We start from the raw sequence: 22,508 nt of genomic DNA on the forward strand, positions 1-22,508 counted from the left end.
GGGGTGGGGCGGTGGGGCGAGGGCGGGCGCTCAGCCGGCTAACGCGGGTGTGCTGTCCCGGACGACGAGCGAGGGTTCGAGCAGGACGCGCTCGGGCGGGGCGTCCGGGGCGGCCATCCGGGCCAGCAGCAGCCGGACGCACTCGCGGCCGACGGCTTCCAGCGGCTGGGCGACGGTGGACAGGCCGGGCGACAGGAGCGCGGCGGTCGGCGAGTCGTCGAAGCCGACCACGGCGACATCCCTGCCGGGTACGGCCTGCCGCTCGCGCAGGGCGCGGTAGCAGCCCAGCGCGAGGGTGTCGCTGGCGGCGACCACGGCCGTGGCGCCCGCGTCGAGCAGCGGTTCCACGGCGGCCCGCGCCGCCTCGATGTCGTCGACGCTCCGCGCGTGCCTGCCGCGTACCGGCAGACCGTGCCGGCGCATGGCGCGCTGCCAGCCCTCGGCACGGTCGTCACCGACGCCGGAGCCGCGCGGCCAGCCGAGGAACGCGATCTTCCGGTGCCCGAGACCGACGAGATGCTCGACCGCCGCGTCCGTCCCCGAGGCGCCGTCGACATCCGCCCAGTCGCCTATCTGTCGGCTCGACCACATCCGGCCGAAGCCCACGAAGGGCACTCCGCGCTTGGCGAGCCAGGCCTGCCGTTGGTCGCCCCGGTCGGTGCCGCTGAGCACGAAGCCGTCGACGCTGTGCAGGTCGATCAGCTCCTCGTACCCCTCAAGGCCCGTGGTGCCCGGCGGCGAGGCGAACAGCAGGATCCGGTAGCCCGCCTCGTCGGCGGTCTGCGAGAGCGCGTGCAGGAACCGGTCCATCACCGGTGCCAGGGTGCCGGGCGGGGTCGGGCGTATGCCGTAGCCGATGAGCTTGCTGGAGCGGGTGCGCAGCGTCTGGGCGGCCCGGTGCGGGCGGTAGCCCATCTCGTCGATGGTGCGCCGGACCCGCTCCAGGGTCTCGGGGCGCAGCAGCCCGGGCGAGTTGAGGGCGTTCGACACGGTTTGCGGAGAGACTCCGGCCCGTCGCGCGACCATGGCCAGGGTGACCGGACCGGCCTTGGACGAAGCGGTGTCGGGGGAGCGGGGCATGGGTTCTCCGGGGCCGGTCGTACGGAAGGTGATTACATTGGAGCGTTCTAAATGCCATTGTCAACGCCCTGAAGTCGTCGTTAGGGTTCTTGGAACGCTCCAATGCCTGAGAGGTTCTGCTCTGTTGGATACAACTGTCAAGACCCACGACATAACGAAGTCAGTCGCGGGCGCTGCCCCCTCGATCGAAGGTCTCCAGCCGTTTCTGCATGACGCCTGTGTGACGCTGTACGCGCCGAGCTTCGCGATCTCGCACGCGGACGGGCAGATCGACGGCGGTGCCGACGGCTTCTTCCACGGCGACAGCAGGGCGCTGGCCCGGCTCACCGTGGCGGCCGACGGCATCGTGCTCGCACCCGTGCGCGGAGCCCTTGACGGTGCCGACCGGGCCAGCTTCCGCGCGGTGCTGCGCGGCCTCGGCGAGGACACCGCGGACCCCGCCGTCACCCTGCGCAGGATCCGCCGCGTCACCCCCGGGCGGCTGGAGGAGACCCTCGAAGTCACCAACGCGGGGCGGCAGAATGTCCGTTTCCGGCTGGTCGTGACCGCCACCACCGACCTCGCGCCGATGGAGCGCGTCAAGACGGGTGAGACGCTGCCCACGGCTCCCGCCACCGCCTATGGAAGCGGACTCGACTGGTCGCGGGGGGCCTTCGCCGTACGCCTCGCCTCCACGCCGAGGCCGACCGCGCTCGACGCGGCGACCGGACGGCTGGAGTACGAGATCGGGCTCGCGCCCGGCGAGGTGTGGACGGCCGTACTGCGCTGTGACGCCGCTCACGAGGACGGCGACCAGTTCCCGGCGCCCGCCGCGGACACCCTGCCGTGGAGCACCCCGGTGCTGCGCAGCTCCGACCGGCGCTTCGACCACTGGCTCGGCCAGTCCGCCGCCGATCTGGACCGGCTGCGGCTGACCGACCCCGAGGCGCCCGCCGACCAGTTCCTGGCCGCCGGAGCCCCCTGGTTCCTGACGCTCTTCGGCCGCGACTCGCTGTGGGCGGCCAGGATGCTGCTGCCGCTGGGCACCGGTCTCGCCGCCGGTACGCTCCGTACGCTCGCCCGCCGCCAGGGCACCGCGTCCGACCCGGACACCCAGGAGCAGCCGGGCAAGATCCTGCACGAAGTGCGGCGCGCCGCCCAGGAGTTCCACGACGGCTTCGGCCTGCCGCCCCTCTACTACGGCACGGTCGACGCCACCCCGCTCTGGATCACGCTGCTGCATGACTCCTGGCGCTGGGGCCTCGCGCCCGAGCAGGTCGAACAGCTTCTGCCGAACGCCGAGTCCGCGCTGGCCTGGATGCGCGACCACGGCGACGCGGACGGTGACGGCTTCCTCAAGTACATCGATCTCACCGGGCGGGGCCTCGCCAACCAGGGCTGGAAGGACTCCGGCGACGCCATCCGGCACCGCGACGGGCGGCTGGCCGCCGCCCCGATCGCGCTGTGCGAGGTCCAGGCGTACGCGTACGAGGCGGCCCGTGGCGGCGCCGCGCTGCTGCGCGCCTTCGGCCGGCCGGGCGCCGACGAATGGGAGGAGTGGGCAGAGCGGCTGCGCGACCGCTTCCGCAGCCACTTCTGGGTGGAGGACGAGCGGGGACCGTATCCGGCGGTCGCCCTCGACCGGGACAGGAGGCCGGTGGACTCGGTCACTTCGGGGTTCGGGCATCTGCTCGGTACGGGCCTGCTCGACCACGAGGAGAGCGCGCTGCTGGCGGCCCGGCTCAGCGCGCCCGACCTCGACTCGGGGCACGGGCTGCGCACCCTGAGCAGCGGCTCGGTCGGCTACAACCCGTACGGCTACCACATCGGTTCCATCTGGCCGCACGACACCGCGATCGCCGTGCACGGGCTGGTCAGGGCCGGGTTCCCGGACGAGGCCGGGTCGCTCGCGGCGGGGCTGCTGACCGCGTCCGAGAGCTTCGACGCGCGTCTGCCGGAACTGTTCGCGGGCCATGGCGCGGCGACCGACACCTGGCCCTCGCCCTATCCGGCGTCCTGCCGTCCGCAGGCCTGGGCGGCGGCCTCGTCCGTACTGGTGCTCCAGTCCCTGCTCGGGCTCAGCGCCGATGTCCCCGGCGGGACGCTCACCGTCGCGCCCGGGTTCGCGGAGGCGTACCGGCCGCTGACGGTGACCGGGTTCGAGGTCGCGGGCGGGCGTCTGGACATCTCCGTGGAGGCCGACGGTACGGCGCGGATCGAGGCGCCGGCCGGGCTGGAGGTGAAGCGGGAGTACCCGGCGCCGCGTTGAGCGGGCGGCCGGGCGGGACGGTCGGCGCGGGCGGTCGGGCAGGCCGGGTTCGCGGGGACTCCGGTGGCGGCCGGAGTCCTGTCGGCGCTCGCTGACTCCGGCTGCTTCGGCCGACCGCATTCGATCGCCTGCCGGGCCGTGTCGCTATTGGGCCGAACGAGTGAGGGGCGGGAGGATGGCCCGATGCAGAGTCAGCGCGCGGGTGGGGTGGTCCGGTGAGCAGGTACGGCAGGTACGGCGAATTCGACGCCACCGATGAGCAGTGGAGGGGCCTGGCGCAGGTCGTACCGCTGCGCGGGCGTGACGAGTGGCCCTCCAGGGTCGACCACCGGGCGAACCCGCGGACGTACGAGGCCGAGAACCGGCGCTTCATCGTGCTGCGGGTACAGGTGTTCGGGGACGCGCGGGAGGTCGCGGACCATCTCATCGCGCGGATTCCGGTGCTGCTCGATCTGACCGGTGCGGAGCCCGATGTGGCCAAGCGGATCCTGGACTTCAGCAGCGGTGTGGTCTTCGGGCTCGGCAGCGGGATGCACCGGGTCGACCGGAATGTCTTTCTGCTGGCACCGATCGGCACGGAGGTCGAGGGGATCGCGGCGGAGGCCATTCCCCGGTCGTAGGCCGTCCCATGGGCGCGGGGCGTCCCCGTGCCGCAGGTCGTTCCCGTCGTCGCGGGCGCCGGGTGGCTGCCGGCACCGGGCCGCCCGGGGTGGCGGCGGCCGTGGTGGTAGATCTGGATCCATGACGGAACACGATGTTGCGGGACTTCAGCGGGCCCTGGCCGAGTTCGCGGCGGCGCGGGACTGGGAGCCGTACCACACCCCCAAGAATCTGGCGGCCGCGCTCAGCGTCGAGGCCTCCGAGCTGCTGGAGATCTTCCAGTGGCTGACCCCGGAGCAGTCGGCGCGGGTGATGGCGGACCCGGAGTCGGCGCACCGGGTGACGGACGAGGTCGCCGATGTGCTCGCGTATCTGCTCCAGTTCTGCGAGGTGCTGGGCATCGATCCGCTCGTGGCGCTCGCGGCCAAGATGGAGCGGAATGAGGTCCGCTATCCCCCCAAGCGTTCCTCGGAACATCCCAATTCTTCATGATCGTCACTCTGCGGAGTGATTGAGTTATACACATTGAGCTGGCTGTCCACAGATTTCCGCATTGCTCTGGCCTTTCCGTCGCCAGTCCCTCACTCTGGGTAGTGGAGTGAGAGGGCAGGATTGTCTTATGAACGGGGGCTGTTGGATGGATGCGGAACGGCTCATCGCGGTGAGCCGACATGCCCTGGCGGGGAGCGCGGAGCCACTGGACGTCATCGCGGAGGCCTGCCAGGCACAGGCCCTGGCCCAGGCGATCGGTGACCGGCTGGCGATCGGCGGGCCGCAGGAGCTGAGGGGCGAGGCGCGCGAGCTGGGCGAGGCCGGCGGGCGCGGCTGTGGACTGCCGGACCAGCCGGGGCTCTGCCGAGGCGGGATACGGGCGGGCGGACTCTCCGGGGTGATGGACACGCGGGGAGCGCTGGCCGGACTGGGCACGCTGCTGGGCGAGGTGGGGATCGCTCTGGTGGCGGTGGCGTGCGCGACCGACGAGGAGGGGCTGTACTGGCAGTGCATCGAGGCGATCGACGCGGCCGACGAGTCGAGCGACCGGGTGGGCGCGCTGCTGCGCAGGCTGAGCGCACGGGAGCGGGAAGGGGGCCGGCGGTTCGAGGGTGCAGGATAGATGCATGGATCTTCGAATCTTCACTGAGCCCCAGCAAGGGGCGAGCTACGAGACGCTGCTGAGCGTGGCCAAGGCCACCGAGGACCTGGGCTTCGATGCCTTCTTCCGGTCCGACCACTATCTGAAGATGGGGTCCGCCGACGGGCTCCCCGGGCCGACGGACGCCTGGATCACCCTGGCAGGGCTGGCGCGGGAGACCAAGCGGATCCGGCTGGGCACGCTGATGACGGCCGGTACGTTCCGGCTGCCGGGCGTGCTCGCCATCCAGGTCGCGCAGGTGGACCAGATGTCCGGCGGCCGGGTCGAACTGGGCCTGGGCGCGGGCTGGTTCGAGGAGGAGCACAAGGCGTACGGCATTCCGTTCCCCAAGGAGAAGTTCGCGCGGCTGGAGGAGCAGCTCGCGATCGTGACCGGGCTCTGGGCCACGGAGACCGGCAAGACCTTCAGCTATGACGGCACCTATTACCAGCTCACCGACTCGCCCGCGCTGCCCAAGCCCGCGCAGAGCAAGGTGCCGGTCCTGATCGGCGGCCACGGCGCGACGCGTACGCCGAGGCTGACCGCGCAGTATGCCGACGAGTTCAATATCCCCTTCGCCTCGATCGAGGACACGGAGCGGCAGTTCGGCCGGGTGCGGGCCGCCGCCGAGGCCATCGGCCGCCCGGCCGGTGATCTCGTGTACTCGAACGCGCTGGTGGTGTGTGTCGGCAAGGACGACGCCGAGGTGGCCCGGCGGGCGGCGGCCCTCGGCCGGGAGGTCGAGGAGCTGAAGGCGAACGGGCTGGCGGGTTCGCCCGCCGAGGTGGTCGACAAGATCGGGCGGTACGGCGCCGTCGGCTCGTCGCGGATCTATCTCCAGGTGATGGACCTGGACGACCTCGACCATCTGGAGCTGATCTCCTCACAGGTCCAGTCCCAGCTCGCCGATTCCTGACCTGCCGGTTCCTGACCTGCCGGTTCCCGAGTGGCGAAGCCGGAGCCTGGAGCCCGGAGCACTGGAGCAGCCATGAGACCCGCCCGCACCCTCGCCGCCGCGCTGGCGGAGGAGACCGTCGTCCTGGACGGCGGTCTGTCCAACCAGCTCGTGGACCAGGGCTGTGATCTGTCCGACGACCTCTGGTCCGCGCGGCTCCTGGCCGACGGACCCGAGCAGATCGAGACTGCCCACGCGGCGTATGTGCGGGCGGGCGCCCAGGTGCTGATCACCTCCAGCTACCAGGCGACCTACGAGGGCTTCGCGCGGCGGGGCGTGCCGCGGCGTGAGGCCGGAGCGCTGCTGGCCGGAAGCGTGGAGCTGGCGCGCCGCGCCGGCGCGGCGGGGCAGCGGGAGGTGTGGGTGGCCGCGTCGGTCGGACCGTACGGCGCGATGCTCGCGGACGGCAGCGAGTACCGCGGGCGGTACGGGCTGACGGTGGCGGAGCTGGAGCGTTTCCACCGGCCCAGGATCGAGGCCCTCGCGGCGGCTGGTCCGGACGCGCTGGCGCTGGAGACGGTGCCGGACACCGACGAGGCGGAGGCGCTGCTGCGGGCCGCCGACGGCTGCGGGGTGCCGGTCTGGCTCTCGTACTCCATAGCGGGCGAGCGCACCCGGGCCGGCCAGCCGCTCGCCGACGCCTTCGCCCTGGCGGCCGGTGCCGGGCAGGTGATCGCGGTGGGCATCAACTGCTGCGAGCCGGCCGACGCCGACCATGCGGTCGGGATCGCCGCCTCGGTGACCGGTAAGCCGGTGGTCGTCTACCCCAACAGCGGAGAGGGATGGGACGCGGAGACCCGGAGCTGGCGCGGCGGCGCCACTTTCGACCCGGCGCGGGTGCGGTCCTGGCAGAAGGCCGGGGCCCGGCTGGTGGGCGGATGCTGCCGGGTCGGTCCGGCCGATATCGCCCGGCTCGGCGCGGCGTTGGCGCGGTGAGGGCTCGCGGGGAGCGGCCGGGTAGTCGCGCGGGGCACCGTCAGGGGGCGTCCCGGGCGATGGCCGGAGGACGGTCCAGACGGAAAACCCCTGTTCGTGGCGGTCCTGGCGGGCAATACTCGTTCGGGTGTTCCTGACGATCAGTACGACCGGCACCCCGGAACGTCCCGCGACCGACCTCGGATTTCTGCTGCACAAGCATCCCGACCGGGCGCAGACGTTCTCCACCGCGCATGGCACCGCCCATGTGCTCTACCCCGAGGCGTCCGCCGAGCGCTGCACGGCGGCGCTGCTGCTGGAGGTCGATCCCGTGGCGCTGGTACGCCGGGGCCGGGGAAAGGGCCGGGGCGGCGCGCCCGACGCGGCACTCGCGCAGTATGTCAACGACCGCCCCTACGCGGCCTCTTCGCTCCTCGCGGTCGCGCTGAGCACGGTCTTCAAGAGCGCGCTGCGCGGCGTCTGCAACGCCATGCCCGAGCGCGCCGCGAGCCCGCTGCCGCTGCGGATCGAGATCCCCGCCGTCCCCGCGCGCGGCGGTGCCGAGCTGGTGGGCAAGCTCTTCGGCCCGCTCGGCTGGACCTCCGTGGACGCACGGCCGGTGGCACTCGACGAGCGGTTCCCACAGTGGGGCGACTCGCGCTATACGCATCTCGTCCTGGAGGGCGAGCTGCGGCTCGCGGACGCGCTGCGCCAGCTCTATGTCCTGCTGCCGGTTCTCGACGGCGCCAAGCACTACTGGGTCGCGCCCGACGAGGTGGACAAGCTGCTGCGCGCGGGCGACGGCTGGCTGGCCGACCACCCGGAACAGAAGCTGATCACCAGCCGTTATCTGGCCCGCCGCTGGAGTCTGACCCGGCAGGCCATGGAGCGCCTTGAGCTGGTACGGCTCGCCGAGGCCGACGACATGGAGGTCGAGGCGCTCGACAACGCGGTGGTCGACGACCCCGCGGAGGGGACCGAGGCGCTGGCCGACGGCACACCGTACGGCTCCGAGGACCGGACGAGTCCCGAAGGACCCGGTAGCAGCCCCGGCAGCCCCAAGGGCCCCAACAGCTCCGAGAACTCCGACGGCTTCGACGGCCTCGGGAGCTCCGGGAGCTCCGGGAGCGAGGCCGCGGCGAAGGAGCCCTCGCTCGCCGATCAGCGGCGCGACGCGATCCTGACCGCCCTGCGTGACGCGGGCGCGGGCACGGTGCTCGACCTTGGCTGCGGCGAGGGCCGGCTCGTACAGGCGCTGCTCAAGGACGCGCGCTTCACCCGCGTCGTCGGCGTCGACGTATCGGTACGCGCCCTGACCATCGCCTCCCGCCGCCTCGGCCTGGAGCGGCTGAGCGAGCGCCAGGCCGCCCGCGTCACCCTCGTACAGGGCGCCCTCACCTATACGGACAAGCGGCTCAAGGGGTACGACGCGGCCGTGCTGAGCGAGGTCGTGGAGCATGTCGATCCGCCGAGGCTGCCCGCCCTGGAGTACGCGGTGTTCGGTGCGGCCCGCCCCCGTACCGTCCTTATGACCACACCGAACGCCGAGTACAACGTGCGCTGGGAGACCCTGCCCGCCGGGCACGTACGCCACAGCGACCACCGCTTCGAGTGGACCCGCGAGGAGTTCCACGGCTGGGCCGACGCGGTCGCGCGGCGCCATGGCTACACCGTCGCGTACCTCCCGGTGGGCCCCGACGACCCCGAGGTGGGACCGCCCACCCAGATGGCCGTCTTCAGCCGCCACGAGGAGAGCGACCACCAGGAAGGAAAGGCCGCATGAGCGACATACCAGACACGCTTGCCGACGGCGCCACCATGACCACCGCGCCGGACCCCGTCACGCGCGGTCTCGCGGTCCCCGACCTCTCCCTCGTCGTGCTGATCGGCGCCACCGGCTCCGGCAAGTCCACCTTCGCCGCAAGCCACTTCAAGCCCACCCAGATCGTCTCCTCGGACTTCTGCCGCGGTCTGGTCGCCGACGACGAGAACGACCAGAGCGCCAGCGGCGACGCCTTCGACGTCCTGCACTACATCGTGGCCAAGCGGCTCGCGGCCGGCCGGCTCACCGTCGTGGACGCCACCAATGTGCAGACCGAGAGCCGCAAGCAGCTCGTACGGATCGCCCGCGAGCACGATGTGCTGCCCGTGGCGATCGTTCTCGACCTGCCGGAAGAGGTCTGCGCGGCGCGCAACGAGGGCCGTCCCGACCGGGCCGGGATGCCCCGCCGTGTCATCAAGCGCCACCGGGCCGAACTCCGCCGCTCGCTGCGCGGCCTCGAACGCGAGGGCTTCCGCAAGGTCCACATCCTGCGCGGCGAGCGCGAGGTGGCCGCCGCCGGAGTCGTCCTCGAACGCCGCTACAACGACCTCACCCACCTCACCGGCCCCTTCGACATCATCGGCGACGTCCACGGCTGCCGCTCCGAGCTGGAGACCCTGCTCGGCAAGCTCGGCTACCAGGACGGCGTCCACCCCGAGGGCCGCACGGCGGTCTTCGTCGGCGACCTCGTCGACCGCGGCCCCGACAGCCCCGGAGTGCTGCGCCTGGTGATGGACATGGTCGAGTCCGGCAACGCCCTGTGCGTTCCGGGCAATCACGAGAACAAGCTCGGCCGCTGGCTCAAGGGCAGGAAGGTCCAGCACACGCATGGACTCGCTGAGACCGTCGAGCAGTTCGAGAAGGAGGACGACGCGTTCCGCGCGCGGGTACGGGAGTTCATCGACGGCCTGGTCAGCCACTACGTCCTGGACGGTGGCAAGCTGGTCGTCTGTCACGCGGGGCTGCCCGAGAAGTACCACGGCCGCACCTCGGGCCGGGTCCGCTCGCACGCGCTGTACGGCGAGACCAGGGGGGAGACCGACGAGTTCGGCCTGCCGGTGCGCTACCCCTGGGCCGAGGACTACCGGGGCCGGGCCGCTGTGGTGTACGGCCACACACCCGTACCGAAAACCTCATGGATCAACAACACCATCTGTCTGGACACCGGCGCGGTCTTCGGCGGCCGGATGACCGCGCTGCGCTGGCCGGAGCGCGAACTCGTCGACGTACCCGCCGAGCGGGTCTGGTACGAGCCGGCCCGGCCGCTGGCCACCGAGGCGCCCGGCGTCCGAGAGGGCCGGCCGCTGGATCTGGCCGATGTGCGGGGCAGTCGGACCGTGGAGACCCGCCACATGGGGCGGCTCGCGGTGCGCGAGGAGAACGCCGCGGCGGCGCTGGAGGTCATGAGCCGCTTCGCGGTCGACCCCCGGCTGCTCGCGTATCTCCCGCCCACCATGGCGCCCACCGCGACCGCCGCCCAGGACGTGGCCGGCGGGCCGTTCCTGGAGCATCCGGTCGAGGCCTTCGCGCAGTACCGCGCGGACGGGGTCGACCGGGTCGTGTGCGAGGAGAAGCACATGGGCTCGCGCGCGGTGGCGCTGGTCTGCCGGGACGAGGCGGTGGCGCGCGAGCGCTTCGGCGCGGCCGGGGTGACCGGCGCCCTGCACACCCGTACCGGCAGGCCCTTCTTCGACGACCCGGCGGTCACCGAGCAGATCCTGGAGCGGCTGCGTGCCGCCGTCACGGCCGCCGGACTGTGGGCGGAACTCGGCACGGACTGGCTGCTGCTGGACGCCGAGCTGATGCCGTGGTCGCTCAAGGCCACCGGGCTGCTGCGCACCCAGTACGCGGCGGTCGGAGCCGCGGCGGGCGCTGCCTTCCCCGCCGTGACCCGGGCCCTGGAGGCCGCGGTCGCCAGGGGCGTCGAGGCCGGTGATCTGCTGGCGGCGCAGCGCGGGCGCGCGAGCGACGCGGCCGCGTTCACCGAGGCGTACCGGCGCTACTGCTGGACCACGGACGGGCTCGACGGGGTGCGGCTCGCGCCGTTCCAGCTCCTGGCCGTCCAGGGCCGCAGCCTCGCCGCAGTCCCGCACGACCAGCAGCTCGCCTGGCTGGACCTGCTGGTCGAGCACGACCCGACCGGGCTGCTCCAGGTCACCCGGCGGCTGATCGTCGACACGGGCGACGAGGAATCGGTGCGCGGAGGCGTCGACTGGTGGCTGGAGATGACGGAGCGCGGCGGCGAGGGCATGGTGGTCAAGCCGCTCGCGGCGCTGGTACGGGACGCGAAGGGGCGGCTCGTACAGCCGGGCATCAAGGTGCGCGGCCGGGAGTATCTGCGGATCATCTACGGTCCCGAATACACCCGTCCGGAAAATCTCCAGCGCCTGCGCAACCGGTTCCTCGGCCACAAGCGGTCCCTGGCGCTGCGGGAGTACGCCCTCGGCCTTGAGGCGCTGGACCGGATGGCGGACGGCGAGCCGCTGTGGCGGGTCCATGAGGCGGTCTTCGCGGTCCTGGCGCTGGAGTCGGAACCGGTCGACCCCCGTCTCTGAACCGGTCGACGCACCGGCCGGGCCGGTCGACCCCCGCCTCTGAACCGGTCGCCCCATGGACCCGGCCGGTCGATTCCCGTCTCCGGCCGGTCGTTCCTCGTCCCTGAACGGGCGGCCCGGTGCGGGGACCGGGTCGCCCAGCCGGGTTCCCGCACCGGGGCCCGCTGAGACCGTGCTCTCATCCGCTGCCGTTCACCGCGTGAATCACGCGCCGTGCGGTGAGGATGGTGACATGGGATTCCATGTCGACTCCGAGACCGGCCGGCTGCGCCGCGTCATACTGCACCGGCCGGATCTGGAGCTGAAACGGCTCACGCCCGGCAACAAGGACGCGCTGCTCTTCGACGACGTGCTGTGGGTACGGCGGGCCCAGGAGGAGCACGACGCCTTCGCCGCGGTGCTCCGCGACCGGGGCGTGCACGTACATCTCTTCGACGAGCTGCTGCGCGAGTCGCTGGAGCTTCCGGCGGCGCGGCGGCTCGTACTGGACCGGGTCTTCGACGAGAAGGAGTACGGGCCGCTCGCCACCGGCCATCTCCGGGCGGTCTTCGACGCACTGCCGACGGACGAGCTGGTCGAGGCGCTGGTCGGCGGGATGACCAAGCGCGAGTTCCTGGAGCGGCACGCGGAGCCGACCTCCGTCCGCTTCCATGTGATGGCGCTGGACGACTTCCTGCTCGACCCGCTGCCGAACCACATCTTCACCCGCGACACTTCCGCCTGGATCTACGACGGAGTGAGCATCAACGCCATGCGCTGGCCCGCCCGGCAGCGCGAGACCGTGCACTTCGAGGCGATCTACAAGCACCATCCGCTCTTCACCGGCCCGGACGCCGGTGCGTTTCACCACTGGTCGGAGGGGCAGGACGACTATCCCTCGACGATCGAGGGCGGCGATGTCCTGGTGATCGGCGGCGGCGCCGTACTGATCGGGATGAGCGAGCGGACCACCCCGCAGGCGGTCGAGATGCTGGCCCGGGGGCTCTTCGCGACCGGTTCCGCGAACACCATCGTGGCGCTGGACATGCCGAAGCGGCGGGCGTTCATGCATCTCGACACGGTGATGACGATGGTCGACTCCGACACCTTCACGCAGTACGCGGGGCTCGGCATGCTCCGCTCGTACACCATCGAGCCGGGCGGCGACGGCTTTGAGCTGAAGGTCACCGACCATCCGCCGGAGCATATGCACCGCGCGATCGCGGCGGCCCTCGGGCTGGCGGAGATCCGGGTGCTGACCGCCACCCAGGATGTCCACTCGGCGGCGCGCGAGCAGTGGGACGACGGCTGCAACGTGCTGGCGGTCGAGCCCGGGGTGGTCGTGGCGTACGACCGCAACGTCACCACCAACACGCATCTGCGCAGACAGGGCATCGAGGTGATCGAGATCCCCGGTAGCGAACTGGGCCGGGGGCGGGGCGGACCGCGCTGTATGAGCTGCCCGGTGGAACGCACCGCGGTCTGAGAGATGTACCCCGGCGCGCGGTATCGCCCATCGTATAGCAATACGGGTCGTCGTATATAGTTCCATGGTCCCGGTTGGGGCCACCCCTTTGCTTTCGCCCCTTTTCCTTTTCCTTTCCGCGCCCCCAGGAGCAGCCACCATGGCGATAGACCTCGCAGGCCGCCACTTCCTCAAGGAACTGGACTTCACGGCCGAGGAGTTCCGCGGCCTGATCGACCTCGCCGCCGAGCTGAAGGCCGCGAAGAAGGCGGGCACCGAGATCCAGCGGCTGCGCGGCAAGAACATCGCGCTGATCTTCGAGAAGGCCTCCACCCGTACCCGCTGCGCCTTCGAGGTGGCGGCGGCGGACCAGGGCGCGGCCACCACGTACATCGACCCCTCCGGCTCGCACATCGGGAAGAAGGAGTCGGCGAAGGACACCGCCCGGGTCCTCGGGCGGATGTACGACGGCATCGAGTACCGCGGCGACGCCCAGTCGACCGTCGAGGCGCTGGCCGCGCACGCGGGCGTTCCGGTCTTCAACGGCCTGACGGACTCCTGGCATCCGACCCAGATGCTCGCCGACGTGCTGACCATGACCGAGCACAGCGCCAAGCCCCTGACCGAGATCGCCTTCGCCTACCTCGGCGACGCCCGCTTCAACATGGGCAACTCGTACCTGGTCACGGGCGCGTTGCTGGGCATGGACGTACGGATCGTCGCGCCGCGGGCCTACTGGCCTGCCGATACGGTCCTCGCGCTGGCCCGCGAGGCCGCGAAGGTCAGCGGGGCGCGGCTGACCCTCACCGAGGAGATCAAGGAGGGGGTCGCGGGCGCGGACTTCGTGGCCACCGATGTGTGGGTGTCGATGGGCGAGTCGAAGGAGGTCTGGGACGAGCGGATCGCCGCGCTCGGTCCGTACTCCGTGACCATGGACGTGCTGCGCGCGACCGGGAACCCGGAGGTGAGGTTCCTGCACTGCCTGCCGGCGTTCCACGACCTGGACACGGCGGTCGGCCGTGAGATCCACGAGCGGCACGGTCTGAGCGAACTCGAAGTCACCGACGAGGTCTTCGAGTCGGCGCACTCGGTCGTCTTTGACGAGGCCGAGAACCGGCTGCACACCATCAAGGCGGTCCTGGTGGCCACGCTCGCGGGGAACGGTTCGACGGCCGCGACCGGGTTGACGGCCACGGGGCTTCGCTGACTGAGGCGGCGGCGACTGAGGCGGCGGCGCCTCGCTGACCGCGGAGCCGGAGGGCGGCGGCCGAAAGCGGAACGGGGGTGCACGGACGGGGTGCATTGGTCTACGCCAAACCGCCCTGTCCCTGTATTCTCATCCGTGGCCAGCGGCACACAATCCCCCCACCCAGGTTGCGTGCTGGCGCGGGCGACGACCGCACAACTCTGCCCTATGCAGCCGGGTTCCCCCATTCGCCGCCTCTAGGAGTCATGGTGAAAGTTCGCACCAGAAGCTCGGCGATCATCGGCACCATATGCCTCATTGCCTCACTTGCCTTTACCACGGCATCAGCCGACGAGCCCGCCGCCCCACGTCCGGCGGCGGAGGTGAAGCTCACTCAAGTGGCCACGGCGCAGAATCCCATCGCCGGCGCCGCCGGGCCCAACGGCACGGTCTGGATAGCCGAACGCGCGGGCACCGTAAGGGCCCTGGGCAGGCAGGGGCTCGGCGCGCCGGTCCTCGACATATCCGACGAGACCACCACCGACGGCGAACGAGGCCTGCTGGGCATCGCGTTCGACAAGAAGTTCGAGCGCTTCTACATCTCCTTCACGGACCTCGAAGGCACCAGCACCATCGACGAGTTCGTCGTGCGGTACGGCAAGATCCAGCCGAACACCCGGCGCACCGTCCTCACCCAGACGCAGCCGTACGCCAACCACAACGGCGGCGACATCAAGATCGGCCCTGACGGCTACCTCTACATCGCGCTCGGCGACGGCGGTTCGGGCGGCGACCCGCACGCCAACGGGCAGAACCTCAACACGCTGCTCGGCAAGATGCTGCGGATCGACCCGAGGGGCGGCACGCCGTACGCGATCCCGCCGGGCAACCCGTTCGTGAACGACCCGAACGCGAGGGACGAGATCTGGGCGTACGGGCTGCGCAACCCGTGGCGGTTCTCCTTCGACGCGGGCACGGGCGACCTGCTGATCGCGGACGTCGGCCAGAGCGCCTGGGAGGAGATCGACTGGGCCCCGGCGTCCAGCAAGGGCGGCGAGAACTACGGCTGGTCGCAGATGGAGGGGAACCATCCCTTCCGGGGCGGCACGGAGCCCGCGAACCACGTACGGCCGATCCACGAGTACGACCGTAACGGGCTCGGCTGCTCGGTGACCGGCGGATTCGTCTACCGCGGCAACGCGATCCCGGGCCTCAAGGGCCAGTACGTGTTCAGCGACTACTGCGACGGCACCGTCCGCTCGCTCCAGTTGCAGAACGGCAAGGTGACCGGCGAGAGCGACCTCGGGGTCAACGGCGGCGAGGTCATCTCCTTCGTACAGGGCGGCAACGGCGAGCTGTACGTGCTCGGCATCGGCGGCAAGGTCTCCCGTATAGACCCCGCCTGAACCGTGCAAACCCCGCTTGGACCGGCATGGACCCCGCACAGGGCCCGTATCGAGTCGGCGTGACGACCGGCTGACGACCGGCCGAGGTCAGGCCCGGCGCTGAGAAATCAGCACCGGGCCTGATGTGCTGTGCGGCCCCGTTCCGGCGGCTGTTCGCGGCCGGCGCCATGCGCTCCGGATCAGGCCGACGGCAGGGTGAACCAGACCGCCTTGCCCTGGTCGGTGGGGCGGTGTCCGCACTCCGCGCTCAGTGTGTGGATCAGCAGCAGGCCGCGGCCGTCCTCCTGCCAGGGGTCGGGCATCGTGCCGAACCCGGCGCGTGCGAGATCGCCCGGGGGAGCGGGGTCACGGTCGTGCACCTCGACCTGGCAGCCGGTCGGGAGCAGCTCCACCACCAGCTCGATCGGCTCGTCGCCCGCGGTGTGCTTGATCGCGTTGGCCACCAGCTCCGCGGTGAGCAGCTCTGCGGTGTCGCTGTCCGTCGTGTCCGCGAGATGCGCGATCGCCGTCCGGACCAGGGCACGTGCGAGCGGTACGGCTTCAGCGCTGTGGGGCAGTGCGACACGCCAGGAGGGGAGGCCTGAGGTTTCCGGCACGGCGGGTGGTCCGATCAAGGGTTGGCTGTTGAACAAGCGTTGGCGGGCTGTCGAAGCCCAGAAGTTTTATCGGATTCAAATTTACGGAGCGTTAGGGCGCGGGCAAGAGGCGGCGGCCTGCCATGACCGGGACTTCCGGCCCGCCGCCGCCGGGACCTTCGGCACGGTGCCGGGCCGGATACGGGCCGGGCGACGTGGGGCCGATGGGGGTGGCGGAGGGGCCGGCCGGGGTATTGCGCGGTGCGCTCCGGACGGTCCGAGCGCGGCACATGCCGGAAGGGAGCGGGTCGTATCGCGCGCTCGTATCGCGCACTCGTGACGACGGTCACGGAGCGGTGATACGGTTCCGGTGAGGGACCGCGCCCCGCCGAGGGAGGCCGTACGCCCATGAGCGACTCCATGAGCAGCCCCGCCCGCTCCACGAGCCCCTTCACCGGCTCCGCGCCCCGCACCGAGGAGTGGCGCCATCTCCGGCTGACGCGCGATGACGACGGCGTTGCGACCGTCACGCTCGCCCGCCCCGAGAAGCTCAACGCCCTCACCTTCGGGGCCTACGCCGATCTCCGCGATCTCCTCGCCGAGTTGTCCAGGGAGGGTTCCGTACGGGCCCTGGTGCTGGCCGGCGAGGGGCGCGGCTTCTGCTCGGGCGGCGATGTCGACGAGATCATCGGCGCGACCCTCGCCATGGACACCGCCCGGCTTCTCGACTTCAACCGGATGACCGGGCAGGTCGTCAGGGCGATCCGCGAGTGCCCCTTCCCGGTGATCGCCGCCGTGCACGGCGTCGCCGCGGGCGCCGGAGCGGTCCTCGCGCTCGCCGCCGACTTCCGGATCGCGGATCCCTCCGCGCGGTTCGCCTTCCTCTTCACCCGGGTCGGTCTCTCCGGCGGCGACATGGGTGCGGCCTATCTGCTGCCCCGGGTCGTCGGACTCGGCCACGCGACCCGGCTGCTGATGCTCGGCGAGCCCGTACCCGCGCCCGAGGCCGAGCGGATCGGCCTGATCAGCGAACTGACCGCCGAGGGCGCCGCCGGCCCGCGGGCCGCCGAACTGGCCCGTACCCTCGCACGCGGCCCGGCCCTCGCGTACGCCAGGACCAAGGCCCTGCTCACCGCCGAGCTGGACATGCCGCTGGCCGCCGCCGTCGAACTGGACGCCTCCACCCAGGCGTTGCTGATGTACGGGAAGGACTACGCCGAGTTCCACGCCGCCTTCACGGAGAAGCGGCCCCCGAAGTGGCAGGGGCGGTAGCCGTGCGGATCGCGGTGATCGGCGGCGGACCCGGCGGACTGTACGCGGCGGCCCTGCTCAAACGGCTCGGCCCCGCTCGCGAGATCACCGTCTGGGAGCGCGACGCCCCCGGCGACACCTTCGGCTTCGGAGTCGTCCTCTCCGACGAGACGCTCGGCGGGATCGAGCACGCGGATCCCGTCGTCCACCAGGCGCTCCGGAACGAGTTCGTGCGCTGGGACGCCATCGACATCGTCCACCGGGGCCATACCCTCACCTCGCGCGGCCATGGCTTCGCGGCCCTCGGCAGGCGCAGGCTGCTGGAGATCCTGTACGAGCGCTGCGCTTCGCTGGGCGTACGGCTCCGCTTCCGCACCGAGGCGCCGCCCGCCGCCGAACTCGCCGCCTCCCACGACCTGGTGATCGCCGCGGACGGGATCCACAGCCTCACCCGCACGGCCCATGCCGCGCACTTCGGGCCCCGGATAAGCGCCCACCGCTGCCGCTACATCTGGCTCGCCGCCGACTTCGCCTTCGACGCCTTCCGGTTCGAGACCGCCGAGACCGAGCACGGGGTGATGCAGCTCCACGGCTATCCGTACGCCGACGAACGGAGCGCCGAAGGACCGCGCAGCACCGTCATCGTCGAGATGCGCGAAGAGGTCTGGCGGGCAGCCGGGTTCGAGAGTCCCGACGAGCGGCGGTCCGCCGAGCGGTCCGTCGAACGGCCCTCCTCCGAACGGCCCGCCTGCGGGCGGCCCGTAGAGCGGTCCGTCGAATGGTCCGTCGAGCGGTGCGCGGAGATCTTCGCCGGAGCACTCGGCGGACGGCCCCTGCGCGCGAACGCCTTCTCCTGGACCGTCTTCCGTACGGTCGTCAACGACCGCTGGAGCCACGGCAATACGGTGCTGATCGGCGACGCCGCCCACACCGCCCACTTCTCCATCGGCTCCGGCACCAAGCTCGCCGTCGAGGACGCCCTCGCGCTCGCGGCCTGTATCCAGGAAAGTCCCGGGCTGTCGGCCGCCCTCGCCGCGTACGAGAGCGAGCGCCGCCCGGTCGTCGAGTCCACCCAGCGCGCCGCCGCCGCGAGCCTGCGCTGGTTCGAGGAACTGGCCGCGTACACGGACCAGCCGCCGCGCCGGTTCGCCTTCGGGCTGCTCACCCGCAGCCGCCGGGTCACCCACGCCAATCTGCGGCTGCGCGACCCCGCCTTCACCCGGGCGGTGGAGGACGGTTTCGGCTGCCCGCCCGGTACGCCCCCGATGTTCACCCCCTTCCGGCTGCGCGGGCTGACCCTGCGCAACCGGGTCGTCGTCTCGCCCATGGACATGTACTGGGCGGTGGACGGCGTCCCCGGGGACTTCCATCTCGTCCATCTCGGCGCCCGAGCCCTCGGCGGCGCCGGTCTGGTCATGACCGAGATGGTGTGTGTGAGCCCCGAGGGCCGGATCACCCCCGGCTGCACCGGCCTCTACACCCGCGAGCAGGGCGAGGGCTGGCGCCGTATCACCGATTTCGTCCACACCGCCTCGCCCGGAACGGCCATCGGCGTCCAGCTCGGGCACTCCGGGAGGAAAGGCTCCACCCGGCTGATGTGGGATGGCATGGACGAGCCGCTCGCCGAGGGCAACTGGCCGCTGAGCGCCGCCTCCCCGCTGCCGTACCGGCCCGGGATCAGCCAGATACCGCGCCAGCTTGACGGCCGTCAGCTCAGCGAGATACGCGAACAGTTTGCCGCGGCTGCCCGGCGGGCCCGGCGCAGCGGCTTCGACCTGCTCGAACTGCACTGCGCACACGGCTATCTGCTCTCCGGTTTCCTCTCCCCGCTCACCAACCGGCGCACCGACGCCTATGGCGGCCCGCTGGAGGGCCGGCTGCGATTCCCGCTCGAAGTCTTCGACGCCGTACGGGCCGAGTGGCCCGACGAACTGCCCATGACCGTCCGTATCTCCGCCACCGACTGGGCGCCCGGCGGCACCACCATGGACGAGGCCGTGGAGATCGCCCGTGCTTTCACCGCGCACGGTGCCGACGCGATCGATGTGTCGACCGGCCAGGTCGTCGCGGACGAACGGCCCGAGTTCGGCCGCTCGTACCAGACACCGTTCGCCGACCTGATCCGTAACACCCTGTCCGTCCCGGTGATCGCCGTCGGCGCCATCTCCTCCTGGGACGATGTCAACTCCCTGCTGCTGGCGGGCCGCGCGGATCTTTGCGCCCTCGCCCGGCCGCATCTCCACGACCCGCAGTGGACGCTCCACGCCGCGGCGGCCCAGGGGTACGAGGGCCCCGCCGCGCCCTGGCCGCTCCCGTACCGCGCGGGCAGCCGTCCGCCGCCCTCGGGCCGTACCGACGCTCCCAGGCCGCGCCTCACGCTGGGTCTCAGTCCAGGCTGAGAGGCCCTCGTACTCCCGCCGCTTCCGTCGCTTCCGCCGTCGGTGTCGGCTGCGCCGCCTCAGCCGCCTCCACCGCTGCCCCCGTCGTTTCCGCTGCCTCCGCCGCCTCCGCGCCGAGCGAATCCCGTACGAACTCCAGTCCCGCGTCCCGCAGTTGGGCGTGCAGCAGGGCGAAGACCTCCGCCGAGCGCTCGCCGGGCCAGGTCTTCGGCAGCAGATCCGCGGGCAGGCCCGGATCGGTGTACGGGAGGTGGCGCCAGGAGTCCAGAGCGAGCAGGTAGTCGCGGTAGGCGTCCTCCGGCGGCACCTCACGCCGGTCCGCCCAGGCCCGCAGCACCGGTTCGTGCGCGGCCAGGAACTCCTCGTGGCGCGTGGCGATCGCGTCCAGGTCCCACCAGCGGGCCACGGCCTCCGACGTGGTCTCGAAGCCGAGATGGTCCCCGCGGAAGAGATCCACGTACCCGTCGAGGCCGAGCCGGCTCAGGGTGTGGCTCGTCTCCTCGTACAGCCGCCCCGGCGCGATCCAGACACCCGGCGCGGCCGTGCCGAAGCCGAGGCGGCCCAGCCGCGAGCGGAGCAGATGGCGCTTGTGGCGCTCGGCCTCCGGTACGGAGAACACCGCCAGCACCCACCCGTCGGCGAGCCGGGGCGGGGGCCGGTCGTAGATCCTGCGGTCCCCGTCGTCGAGCAGCTCGCGGGCCTCGGCCGACAGCGCGTACCCGGCGGCGCCCTCCGCGGTACGTCCCGGGACCAGCAGACCGCAGCGCTTGAGCCGCGAGACCGACGAGCGCACCGCGGGCGCGTCGACACCGAGCGCCCCCAGCAGCCGGATCAGCCCGGCCACGGCGAGCGGGGCGCCGTCCGGAGTGCGGCCGTACGCGCCGTACAGGGTGACGATCAGAGAACGGGGGGTGTGCTGCTCGGCCACGCGATCACTGTATGCCCTGGTGGACAGCGCCGGGACCACGGTGGACAGGGCCCGGACCGCGCAGCAGGAAGCGCTGGAGCTTGCCCGTGGGGGTACGGGGGAGCGCGTCCAGGAAGACCACCGAGTGCGGGCGTTTGTACGGTATGAGCCGCGCGCCGACGAAGTCCCGCAGCGCCCGTACGGTCTCCTCGCCCGGCTCCGCGCCCTCGCGCAGCACGACATACGCGGCGACGGTCTGGCCGCGCACCTCGTCGGGGCGGCCGACCACCGCCGCCTCCAGCACATCGGGATGGGCCAGCAGCACGTCCTCGACCTCGGGACCCGCGATGTTGTAACCAGCCGAGATGATCATGTCATCGGCACGGGCCACATAGCGGAAGTAGCCATCGGGCTCGCGTATATAGGTGTCACCGGTCAGGTTCCAGCCGCCCCGTACATACTCCCGCTGGCGTGGATCCGCCAGATACCGGCACCCGACCGGACCGCGCACGGCCAGCAGCCCCGGCTCCCCGTCCGGCACCGGAGCGCCCGTACGGTCCACCACGCACGCCTGCCAGCCGGGCACCGGCACCCCGGTGGTCCCCGGCCGCACCGCCTCGTCGGCCGCGGAGATGAATATGTGCAGCAGCTCGGTCGCGCCGATGCCGTTGATGAGACGCAGCCCGGTCCGGTCGAACCAGGACTGCCAGGTCGCCGCGGGCAGATTCTCGCCGGCCGAGACACAGCGCCGCAGCGAGGAGACGTCGTACGCGGACGGCCGCGCCGTCAGCTCGTCGAGCATCACCCGGTACGCGGTCGGCGCGGTGAACAGGACGGACACCCGGTGCTCCGCGACCGCGGCCAGCAGCTCCCGGGGGCGGGCCTGTTCGAGCAGGAGCGTGGACGCCCCGGCCCGCATCGGGAAGATCACCAGACCGCCGAGACCGAAGGTGAAGCCGAGCGGTGGGCTGCCCGCGAAGAGATCACCGGGCTCGGGCCGCAGTACCTGGCGCGAGAAGGTGTCGGCGACGGCCAGTACGTCCCGGTGGAAGTGCATACAGCCCTTGGGCCGGCCGGTCGTCCCCGAGGTGAAGGCGATCAGCGCCACGTCGTCCGCCGCTGTCTCCACCGCTGGGTAGCGCCCGGGCCGCGCCTCGGTCAGCCGCAGCAGATCGTCGGGCGCGTCCCCGCCGTACGCCGTGATCCGCAGCCCGGGCACCTGCGCCGCGACCAGGTCGTCCAACGAGCGGCTGTCGCACAGGGCATGGCTCGCCCGGGCCATCTCGCACATGGTGGCCAGCTCCTGTGCCCGGTGCTGGGCCAGTACGGTCACGGCCACGGCGCCCGCCTTGAGCACCGCCAGCCAGCAGGCCGCGAGCCAGGGGGTGGTGGGGCCCCGCAGCAGTATGCGGTTGCCGGGCACCACCCCGAGATCCGAGGTCAGGACATGCGCGATCCGGTCGACGCGCTCGCGCAGCCCGCCGTACGACCAGACCTCGCCGCTGCCCGTACGGAAGACCGGCCGGTCCGCACCGAACCGCTCGGCCGTACGGTCCAGCAGCTCGGCGGCGCAGTTGAGCCGGTCGGCGTGGCGCAGCCCGGGCGGTGGGGGGAGCAGGCGCGGCCACTGCTCGGGGGGCGGTAACCGGTCGCGCGCGAAGGTGTCGCGATGCGCTGACGGCGTCAACGATTCCATGGGTCCGCCCCCTTGCCACGGTGGGATCGTGGGGTCGCTCATCGAGCGTATCGTGAAGGTGACGACAGTCAACAAGCCGCGATAGACGCGCTTCGGCGCGCTGGAAGTGGGGGCTCGGATGCCCGTTTTCTCGCTCGGCCCGGCACAGACGGAGTGGTGCGCGGAGCTGCGCGCGCTGGCGGTGGAGCGGCTGCGGCCGCTGGCGGCGAAGGGGGACCCGGGGCGGGTGAACCGTCCGCTGATCGCGGCGCTCGGTGAACTGGGGCTGCTGGGAAGGGTGTTCGGTGATACGGACGGGGCCGGGCGCGGAGGCGGGGGTGCCGACGGACCGGCGGGC

The 22,508-nt window shown here is 71.8% G+C and carries 17 protein-coding genes and 1 pseudogene; 14 read left to right on the forward strand and 4 right to left on the reverse strand.

Annotation, left to right across the window (positions count from 1 at the left end; genetic code table 11):
* Positions 1-30: 30 nt before the first annotated feature.
* A complete protein-coding gene (locus WH07_RS06470) occupies positions 31-1,080 on the reverse strand; it encodes a LacI family DNA-binding transcriptional regulator (RefSeq protein ID WP_046496410.1) in 1,050 nt (349 codons plus the stop codon).
* Positions 1,081-1,204: 124 nt separating this feature from the next.
* Between WH07_RS06470 and WH07_RS06475 the strand changes: the two genes are divergently transcribed.
* From WH07_RS06475 to WH07_RS06525, 11 genes are all read left to right on the forward strand, one after another.
* Positions 1,205-3,328 (forward strand): amylo-alpha-1,6-glucosidase, encoded by a 2,124-nt coding sequence (locus WH07_RS06475; RefSeq protein ID WP_232788743.1) that lies wholly within the window; start codon positions 1,205-1,207, stop codon positions 3,326-3,328.
* A 215-nt stretch (positions 3,329-3,543) separates the two neighbouring features.
* Entirely contained in the window at positions 3,544-3,948 is a 405-nt protein-coding gene (locus WH07_RS06480) for a cell division protein SepF (RefSeq protein WP_046496412.1), read from the forward strand.
* A 121-nt stretch (positions 3,949-4,069) separates the two neighbouring features.
* Positions 4,070-4,420: a nucleotide pyrophosphohydrolase gene (locus tag WH07_RS06485; RefSeq protein ID WP_046496414.1), complete on the forward strand. Its 351-nt coding sequence runs from the start codon at positions 4,070-4,072 to the stop codon at positions 4,418-4,420.
* A gap of 145 nt (positions 4,421-4,565) precedes the next feature.
* A complete protein-coding gene (locus WH07_RS06490) occupies positions 4,566-5,042 on the forward strand; it encodes a DUF6099 family protein (protein WP_046496433.1) in 477 nt (158 codons plus the stop codon).
* Positions 5,043-5,046: 4 nt separating this feature from the next.
* A complete protein-coding gene (locus tag WH07_RS06495; RefSeq protein ID WP_046496415.1) occupies positions 5,047-5,976 on the forward strand; it encodes an LLM class F420-dependent oxidoreductase in 930 nt (309 codons plus the stop codon).
* Positions 5,977-6,048: 72 nt separating this feature from the next.
* Positions 6,049-6,951, forward strand: coding sequence for a homocysteine S-methyltransferase (gene mmuM / locus WH07_RS06500; protein WP_046496418.1), 903 nt, complete (start codon positions 6,049-6,051; stop codon positions 6,949-6,951).
* A gap of 127 nt (positions 6,952-7,078) precedes the next feature.
* Positions 7,079-8,713, forward strand: coding sequence for a 3' terminal RNA ribose 2'-O-methyltransferase Hen1 (locus WH07_RS40895; protein ID WP_046496420.1), 1,635 nt, complete (start codon positions 7,079-7,081; stop codon positions 8,711-8,713).
* 35 nt (positions 8,714-8,748) lie between these two features.
* Positions 8,749-11,307, forward strand: a complete 2,559-nt coding sequence (locus WH07_RS06510; protein ID WP_046496435.1) for a polynucleotide kinase-phosphatase — start codon at positions 8,749-8,751, stop codon at positions 11,305-11,307.
* Positions 11,308-11,539: 232 nt separating this feature from the next.
* Entirely contained in the window at positions 11,540-12,772 is a 1,233-nt protein-coding gene (locus WH07_RS06515) for an arginine deiminase (RefSeq protein WP_046496421.1), read from the forward strand.
* A 139-nt stretch (positions 12,773-12,911) separates the two neighbouring features.
* Positions 12,912-13,958: an ornithine carbamoyltransferase gene (argF, locus tag WH07_RS06520; protein WP_046496424.1), complete on the forward strand. Its 1,047-nt coding sequence runs from the start codon at positions 12,912-12,914 to the stop codon at positions 13,956-13,958.
* Between the two features lie 248 nt (positions 13,959-14,206).
* A complete protein-coding gene (locus WH07_RS06525) occupies positions 14,207-15,343 on the forward strand; it encodes a PQQ-dependent sugar dehydrogenase (RefSeq protein WP_046496437.1) in 1,137 nt (378 codons plus the stop codon).
* Positions 15,344-15,522: 179 nt separating this feature from the next.
* Here WH07_RS06525 and WH07_RS06530 read toward each other — a convergent pair whose 3' ends face one another.
* Positions 15,523-15,939, reverse strand: a complete 417-nt coding sequence (locus WH07_RS06530) for an ATP-binding protein (RefSeq protein WP_232788744.1) — start codon at positions 15,937-15,939, stop codon at positions 15,523-15,525.
* Between the two features lie 387 nt (positions 15,940-16,326).
* Here WH07_RS06530 and WH07_RS06535 point away from each other — a divergent pair, with 387 nt between their 5' ends.
* Positions 16,327-17,190, forward strand: coding sequence for an enoyl-CoA hydratase family protein (locus WH07_RS06535; RefSeq protein ID WP_232788745.1), 864 nt, complete (start codon positions 16,327-16,329; stop codon positions 17,188-17,190).
* Complete coding sequence (locus tag WH07_RS06540; RefSeq protein WP_046496425.1) at positions 17,175-19,568, forward strand: bifunctional salicylyl-CoA 5-hydroxylase/oxidoreductase; 2,394 nt, start codon at positions 17,175-17,177, stop codon at positions 19,566-19,568. The genes WH07_RS06535 and WH07_RS06540 overlap by 16 nt, the downstream gene beginning before the upstream one ends.
* Here WH07_RS06540 and WH07_RS06545 read toward each other — a convergent pair.
* Positions 19,555-20,496 carry a PaaX family transcriptional regulator gene (locus WH07_RS06545; protein WP_079022997.1) on the reverse strand — a complete coding sequence of 314 codons (942 nt, stop codon included), beginning with the start codon at positions 20,494-20,496 and terminating at the stop codon, positions 19,555-19,557. The genes WH07_RS06540 and WH07_RS06545 overlap by 14 nt on opposite strands.
* Positions 20,497-20,500: 4 nt before the next feature.
* Positions 20,501-22,171, reverse strand: coding sequence for an AMP-binding protein (locus WH07_RS06550; protein WP_046496427.1), 1,671 nt, complete (start codon positions 22,169-22,171; stop codon positions 20,501-20,503).
* Between the two features lie 118 nt (positions 22,172-22,289).
* Between WH07_RS06550 and WH07_RS06555 the strand changes: the two are divergent.
* Positions 22,290-22,508 (forward strand): annotated as a pseudogene (locus WH07_RS06555) (acyl-CoA dehydrogenase); the annotation flags it as partial.

It is taken from the genome of Streptomyces odonnellii, assembly GCF_000981895.1.
Classification (GTDB): Bacteria; Actinomycetota; Actinomycetes; order Streptomycetales; family Streptomycetaceae; genus Streptomyces; species Streptomyces odonnellii.